The organism is Candidatus Chloroploca mongolica (assembly GCF_004762035.2).
GTDB classification, from domain to species: Bacteria; Chloroflexota; Chloroflexia; order Chloroflexales; family Chloroflexaceae; genus Chloroploca; species Chloroploca mongolica.
Window position 1 is genome coordinate 24,733 of record NZ_SIJK02000010.1, and the last position, 6,650, is coordinate 31,382.

Annotated in this window: 5 protein-coding genes and 1 tRNA gene; 1 reads left to right on the plus strand and 5 read right to left on the minus strand. The window is 57.7% G+C overall.

Annotated features, from left to right (window positions below):
- Nucleotides 1–10: 10 nt before the first annotated feature.
- From EYB53_RS07520 to EYB53_RS07540, 5 genes are all read right to left on the minus strand, one after another.
- On the minus strand, nucleotides 11–2,233 hold the full coding sequence (locus tag EYB53_RS07520; RefSeq protein ID WP_135477595.1) for a VC_2705 family sodium/solute symporter: 2,223 nt from the start codon (nucleotides 2,231–2,233) through the stop codon (nucleotides 11–13).
- Nucleotides 2,230–3,420, minus strand: a complete 1,191-nt coding sequence (locus EYB53_RS07525; protein ID WP_135477596.1) for a sensor histidine kinase — start codon at nucleotides 3,418–3,420, stop codon at nucleotides 2,230–2,232. The genes EYB53_RS07520 and EYB53_RS07525 overlap by 4 nt, the downstream gene beginning before the upstream one ends.
- Complete coding sequence (locus EYB53_RS07530; protein ID WP_135477597.1) at nucleotides 3,417–4,121, minus strand: response regulator transcription factor; 705 nt, start codon at nucleotides 4,119–4,121, stop codon at nucleotides 3,417–3,419. Before EYB53_RS07530 ends, EYB53_RS07525 begins: the two co-directional genes overlap by 4 nt.
- A gap of 82 nt (nucleotides 4,122–4,203) precedes the next feature.
- Entirely contained in the window at nucleotides 4,204–4,617 is a 414-nt protein-coding gene (locus EYB53_RS07535; RefSeq protein ID WP_135477598.1) for an EVE domain-containing protein, read from the minus strand.
- A 7-nt stretch (nucleotides 4,618–4,624) separates the two neighbouring features.
- Nucleotides 4,625–4,701: transfer RNA gene (locus EYB53_RS07540), tRNA-Glu, on the minus strand.
- Between the two features lie 118 nt (nucleotides 4,702–4,819).
- Here EYB53_RS07540 and EYB53_RS07545 point away from each other — a divergent pair.
- Nucleotides 4,820–6,650, plus strand: a 1,831-nt coding sequence (locus tag EYB53_RS07545) for a glycosyl hydrolase (RefSeq protein WP_167857304.1), incomplete at its 3' end; no start/stop codon positions are given.

A 6,650-nucleotide genomic window follows, 5' to 3' on the forward strand; every position in this document is an offset into this window, starting at 1 on the left:
ATCTATGCACCTACGGATGGCGTAGCGAGTCGACCATGGCCTGGGTCTCGGGCGAGGGTGGGGTGTCGAACCGGCTGACGAGCCAGGTCACCAGGGCATTGATTGGGATGCCAAAGATGCCTGCTGCACTACTGCTAATGCCCAGAATGCCCCAGTCTGGCAAGATCGAGGTGAGGGCCATATACCCTGCAGTGACGATCAAGCCACTCAGCATACCCGCCGCTGCCCCGCGACTCGTGGCTCTCTTCCAGAAGATGCCCATGACCAGAATAGGAAAGAACGTTGCCGCTGCGAGCGAAAAGGCCCAGGCAACCATCTGGACAATGATGGCGAGACGTTGCAAGGCGGTGAGCGTCGCCAGCACTGCGGCAACCAGAATCATAATGCGCCCAAGCCAGAGTCGTTCCCGCAACGAGGCTTTTGGGTTGAGGGTGCGGTGGTAAATATCATGCGCCACGGCTGCCGCAATGACCATCAATAGTCCGTCAGCCGTCGAGAGGGCTGCGGCCATGCCTCCGGCCGCCACTAGCGCTACCACCGTTGTTGGTAACCCGGCAATCTCGGGCGTCGCCAGGACGATCAGATCAGGATCGATGCGCAATTCGCCGTATTGGAGACGGTTATCATTGCCGTTTTCGTCGTCGGAGTTTTCGGTGATGGTCAACAACCCGGTCTGCGCCCAGTTTTCGGCCCATTCAGGGAGCGCGGCAATGGGTCGCCCTACGACATCCTGCAGGATCTCCCAACGTGAAAAGGCGGCATAGGCCGGTGCAGTGAGGTACAGCACCGCGATCCAGACGAGTGCCCATGCAACACTACTGCGACTCTGATGCACGTCGGGTACGGTATAAAAGCGAGTCAGAATGTGGGGCATTCCCGCTGTGCCTACCATCAGGCAGATCGTGAGCGCAATAAAGTTGAGCGGTGACCAGTCGTTGAAGGGTTCGATATAACTTGACGTAATGCCCTGCTCGGCTTCCAGGCGGATAATGTTTTGCAGCGCTTCGCCGTACATCAACTGGGGGATCGGCACCCCGGTCAGTTTGAGTGAGAGCCAGGTCACTGGCACAAGATAGGCCACAACCATGATAATGCCCTGCACCCCCTGGGTCCAGGTAATTGCTTTCATCCCCCCCAGAAACGAGCAGAGCAGCACAGCCGAGAGCCCAACGATGACGCCGAGCATATAGTTGATGCCGAGGAACCGGCTCATGATGATCCCTATCCCCGTCACCTGTGCGGTCAGATAGGTAAAGCTGATGATGATGCAGATAATCGCCCCGAGCACGCGAGTGGCGCTTCCTGGATAGCGTGCGCCAATGAAATCAGGAATCGTGAATTGCCCAAACTTGCGCAAATACGGTGCCAGCAAAAGCACGAGCAAGACAAAGCCACCTGTCCACCCGGTGATATAGGCCAGTCCCTCGTAGCCGAGCAAGAAAAGCGCCCCGGCCATACTGATAAACGAGGCGGCACTCATCCAGTCGGAGCCTGTCGCCAGGCCGTTGAGCGGAGCTGGCACGCGTCGTCCGGCGACATAATATTCATCAAGTTGCTCGGTTCGCGCACGTAGCCCGATCACTGCATAGACGCCGATAGTGATCAAGAGAAAAAACCAGTTGATTGCGCCTGCTGGCAAGGTATAGATCGCATCGAGCAGGCTTACTACCCCAATCAGCGTGAGAAACCCGAGGGTAAAGCCGAGATACGCCATCAGCAGACGATTCCGGTAATGACGTTGAGGCGCACTTTCGGGCGGGCTCATGCCAAAACGACGATCGAGTTTCCGCATGCGCAGGGTATAGCCAAAGGTCAGGCCAATGAAAATAATGAGCGCGCCTTGACTCTGCATATAATAGCCAAGCGGAAAACCCGTGAGTACTGTCACTTGATTGAGCATTGGCGCAAAGATCGCTGGCAGCAGAAAACTTGCCAGCCAGATCAGCAACAATGGCCCGATCAACATAAGATTACTCTTCCAGTAGACCCCAAGCCACGGTGGCGCACGGTAGCCAGCCAGCCTTTCCTCTTGAACGCTACTCTCTGGCGTGCTTGCTACGTCTGGCTCGGGTTGCGGTCGCGTAGGCAAGCCGCTCTCACGTGACAGATTGCGTATGTCACGGATACGTTCCATTGGGGGGAAGATCCGGTGCATCACGAGGAAGGTCACGGCCAGTGAACTGACGACGATCAAAAAGACGTGCCAGAGTTCCAGCGTGATCAGTTGGCTCATGGGGCCTCGACTGCGCCTGGTTGGCGTGCATGTTGCAGCAGGGCTTCTGAGGTACCCGGCGGAAGGGGCAGGGTAAACGAGATGGTTGTGCCTGTGCCCGGCCCTGCACTTTCGGCCCAGATTTCGCCACCCTGGACATCAATCAGGTGGCGCACAATTGCTAAACCGATCCCGTTGCCCCCGCTTTGGCGTGCGCGTGATTTATCGACGCGGTAGAACCGTTCAAAGACATGGGGCAGATGCTCGTCTGCGATGCCTACTCCGGTATCTTGCACTGATACTTTGACCATCGGGTTGGCATAGACGGCCCGTACCGTTACCTTGCCCCCGCTGGGCGTGTACCGGAAGGCGTTCGAAAGCACATTGATCATCACCTGATCAATGCGATCAGGATCGCTCCAGACCGAAGGCAGGTAGGCCTCGACATCGAGTTCCATTTCGACCTGGTTGGCCTGGAAGATCGGCTCAAAATGGGTCATGACCCCCTGCAGCAAGGTGCGCAGATTCATGCTGCGCGCCACCACGGGGATCTGGCCCGCTTCGACGCGTGAGAGCAGTTCGAGGTCTTCAATCAGGCGTTGGAGGCGGTTTGACTCGTGGAGAATCAGGTTGAAGGTTTGCGGTTCAGGCTTGATGACGCCATCGAGCAACCCTTCCATATACCCACTGATTGTTGCAAGTGGGGTGCGCAATTCGTGGGTCACATCGGCGAGCAGCGCCAGACGCCGTTGCTCGGTACGGTCTAGGGTGTCGGCCAATTGATTGACACTCTGCGATAATTGGGCGATCTCATCGTCACTCGAGATCCTGGTTCGTTCGCGGTAAAAGCCCTGGGAAAGCCGTCGGCTGACCATCGAGAGCGTGTAGAGGGGTTCAACGATGCGTTTGGAAACAAACAGGCTGACGATCACCGCAGCCGTCAGCGCGGCAAAGCCACTGATCAACAGTGCTTGCTGCAAGACGGTTTGAAACTGACGCAATAATGGGGTCTGCACGTGTTCGGCTGTTGCTGGATCGCGCAGCGGGCCTGTTTCCGCTGCTGCTGCCCCGAGGGTGAGCGGGGCGACCTCTACCAACCCGACACGAGCCAGAAAGAGCGCCGTGGCGATCAAGACAATGTCAGCAATCACCACAATGATCAGGTGTGACGCAAAGAGTTTCCAGCGTAACTGATGATGCCACCTCATCGTACCCCACCAACAAATTTATATCCAACCCCACGTACGGTCTGGACAACAGGGGCTTCACGAGGGCCACATTCTTCGAGTTTCCGGCGGAGGGTGCCGACATGCACATCAACGACCCGATCAATCCCAGCAAAATCTGCCCCCCAGATGCGTTGCAACAGTTCTTCACGCGTAAATACGCGCCCCGGGTAACTCGCCATCACATAGAGTAAATCAAACTCACGCGGCGTCAATTCGACCATGGTCTCGCCATGTTGCACCTCGCGGCGTTCGGGGTCAATACTGAGCACCCCAAACTGAAGTGCTGGGCGTTCGGCGCTTTTTTCCTGGGGCATCCGCGAACGGCGCAAGATCGCCTTGACGCGGGCGACGAGTTCACGCGGGCTGAAGGGTTTGGTCAGGTAATCGTCGGCCCCGACCGAAAGCCCAATCAATTTGTCAACCTCGTCAGTGCGCGCGGTCAGCATCAACACATAGACTGATGTCTCTTGATGCAAACGTCGACAGACTTCGATTCCATCGATGCCGGGCAACATGACATCCAGGATGACCAAGTCAGGCCGTATCGTGCGGGCGAGCGTCAGCGCTGACGGGCCATCAAAGGCACGTTGGATCGCAAATCCTTCAGCAGTTAGATAGCTTGCCACCAGATCGACAATGGGTTGCTCGTCGTCTACGACCAGGATTGTCGCTGCATCCATCGCAGCACCTCCCCAGCGCCTCAGGTAGGGTCAGTTTCACGAGAGGTACAAATTGACCAAATGTAGTGCGTAATATACCATATTATGCCGAAACTTCGGCCATGACAAGCAAACGTTGCCATTGTTGATCAGTCAAAGGGACGACTGAGAGGCGACCCTGGCGGACAAGGGCCGAAGCGGCAAAGAGCGGATCGGCTTTGATGTCGGCCAGTTTGACGGATGAGGGCAAGGCGCGCATGGCGCGAATATCAACGACAATAAGGCGGGGATCGTCTGTCTTGGGGTCTTGATAGGGGGCGCTGATCACTTCGGCTATGCCCACAACCTGGCGCTCGTCGCCCGTGTGATAGATGAGCGCTTGATCGCCTGGGGCCATCGTGCGCATGTGCTTGAGGGCAACATTATTCGCTACCCCGTCCCAGATCGTTTTGATCTCACGCTCCAGGTCAGCGTAGCTGTATACGTCAGGCTCAGTTTTGAGTAACCAGCAAGCCATACAAAAATGGTACCCCCAGCGGGATTCGAACCCGCGATCTTCACCTTGAAAGGGTGACGTCCTAGGCCGCTAGACTATGGGGGCGCAGAGATAAGACATGCTGTACAATGTGGTTCGTATTGGCGCGTAACCAATGTCCTCAAACCTTCGGTATTATACCAGGGTCTTGTTATTCTTTCAAGTCACCGTAAGGAGCGTTCCTATGCTCAAATCACTGCACCTCTTTGTTGGTGTGCTTTTGGCTTTTGCGCTGCTGCTCACGCCATTGCCACCGGTCTCTGGACAATCATCAGGCGCTGGGATCGATTCGGCGTTTGGGCTTAATAGCCACCTGGCGTCGCGCTATCCAGTCTATGAGACGTTGCAGGTTCCGCTCGATCTGGTGGGGCAGACGGGGATGGGGTGGGCACGCGAGGATTTCCAGTTTACGCGGATCGAGCCTCGCCCGGGTGAGTTTGATTGGGGTTGGCATGACCGGGTTGTTAATGATCTGACGCGGCGTGGCATCAGGATCGTTGGTCTGTTGAATGGCCCGACCCCGGCATGGGCTGCGCGTGGACGTGGCGAAGCCTTTGCCCCTCCTGATGTGGCTCGCTTTGCGGCGTTTGCCGGTGCGGTCGTCGCTCGCTATAAAGATCGGGTGCAATACTGGCAGGTCTGGAATGAGCCTGATAATGCACGCTACTGGGCACCTGCGCCTGATCCTGCCGCCTATGCCGCACTCTTGCAGGCGACAAACCAGGCGATCAAGACGGCTGATCCCAATGCACGGGTGTTGGCGGCTGGCCTGGTCTCACCTGAGCCTGCGACGAGCTTTTTGCAAGCGATGGCGACGCACGGGGCCTGGAATGCGTTTGATATGATTGCGTTGCACCCTTATACCGATCCCAAAAGCCCTGAAGAGGGCCAGATCGCTGCGGCTGGGGTTGGTTCAGTACGCGCTCTCGCTGAACGCCTTGGTTCGAAGCCGATCTGGGTGACTGAGTATGGCTGGTCGACGGCGAGCGGCGACCGCGATGGCCGCCAGGTTACGCCTGAGGTGCAGGCGAGTTATCTCGTGCGCGGGGCTGCCCTTTTGCGGGCCGCTGGCGTTGAACGGGTGATCTGGTATAACCTCAAGGATGTCAACCCCGGTGATGGCCTTGGCCTGCTCGCCTATGGCGCTGGTCGTACTGATTATAGCCAGGGCAAACCCGCCCTCCAGGCCTTCCGTACCCTCAATCAACAGCTCGTCGGGACGACTCCCGCTGGCATGCTTGAGTTCGGTCAGCGCAGTGTGGCGGTTGATTTTGAGAACTTTGGGACGTGGCGTCGTGGTGATCAGCCGAATGGTACGTTTACGCAGAGTTCGGCGCAGGTCTATCGCGGTCAGTTTGCGGGTCAACTCAGTTATACCTTTGGAACTCGTGGCAATGATTATGTTGTCTTTACCGCGGGTTCACCGGCCTTGATTCCGGCTAATGCGACTGACCTCGGGGCTTATGTCTATGGCGATGGCAGTGGTCACGCGCTCAAGGTCTGGTTACGTGATGCCGAAGGCGAGATGTTGCAGTTTCGGCTTGGTTTTGTTGGGGCACCTGGCTGGCAATTCCTCTCAGTGCCGCTCTCTGGGCAGGTCGAGGCATACAATCGCGTCAGTGGCAGTGGCAACCTTCGCCTCGATCTGCCGGCTCGTTTGATCGCCCTCGTGCTTGATGATGAACCCGATACGGCGGCGGGAGCAGGAACGATCTACCTTGATGATCTGACGGTCTTGAGTGGCCCGTCGGCATATGGCGCACGCTTTCAACGCGGGGGCGAGGTGCTCGATCTGCTCTGGGCCTTGCAGCCCGCTCAGGTTGCCATCCCCACCGGCGCAGGCCAAGGAACCCTGGTGACGCTCAGTGGTGAAACCCGTACTGAGGCGGCGCGTGATGGGCAATTTGTTCTTGGGCTCGGCCCGTCACCGGTGATCCTCCGTCACGTCGCCGGTCAGCCGCAGCCGCAGCCGCAGCCGCAGCCGCAGCCGCAGCCGCAGCCGCAGCCGCAGCCGC

Bases quoted from the DNA above. Each gene is read 5' to 3' on its own strand.
- EYB53_RS07535 (WP_135477598.1), bottom strand. From the start codon at position 4,617: ATGGCTTGCTGGTTACTCAAAACTGAGCCTGACGTATACAGCTACGCT.
- EYB53_RS07530 (WP_135477597.1), bottom strand. From the start codon at position 4,121: ATGGATGCAGCGACAATCCTGGTCGTAGACGACGAGCAACCCATTGTC.
- EYB53_RS07520 (WP_135477595.1), bottom strand. From the start codon at position 2,233: ATGAGCCAACTGATCACGCTGGAACTCTGGCACGTCTTTTTGATCGTC.
- EYB53_RS07525 (WP_135477596.1), bottom strand. From the start codon at position 3,420: ATGAGGTGGCATCATCAGTTACGCTGGAAACTCTTTGCGTCACACCTG.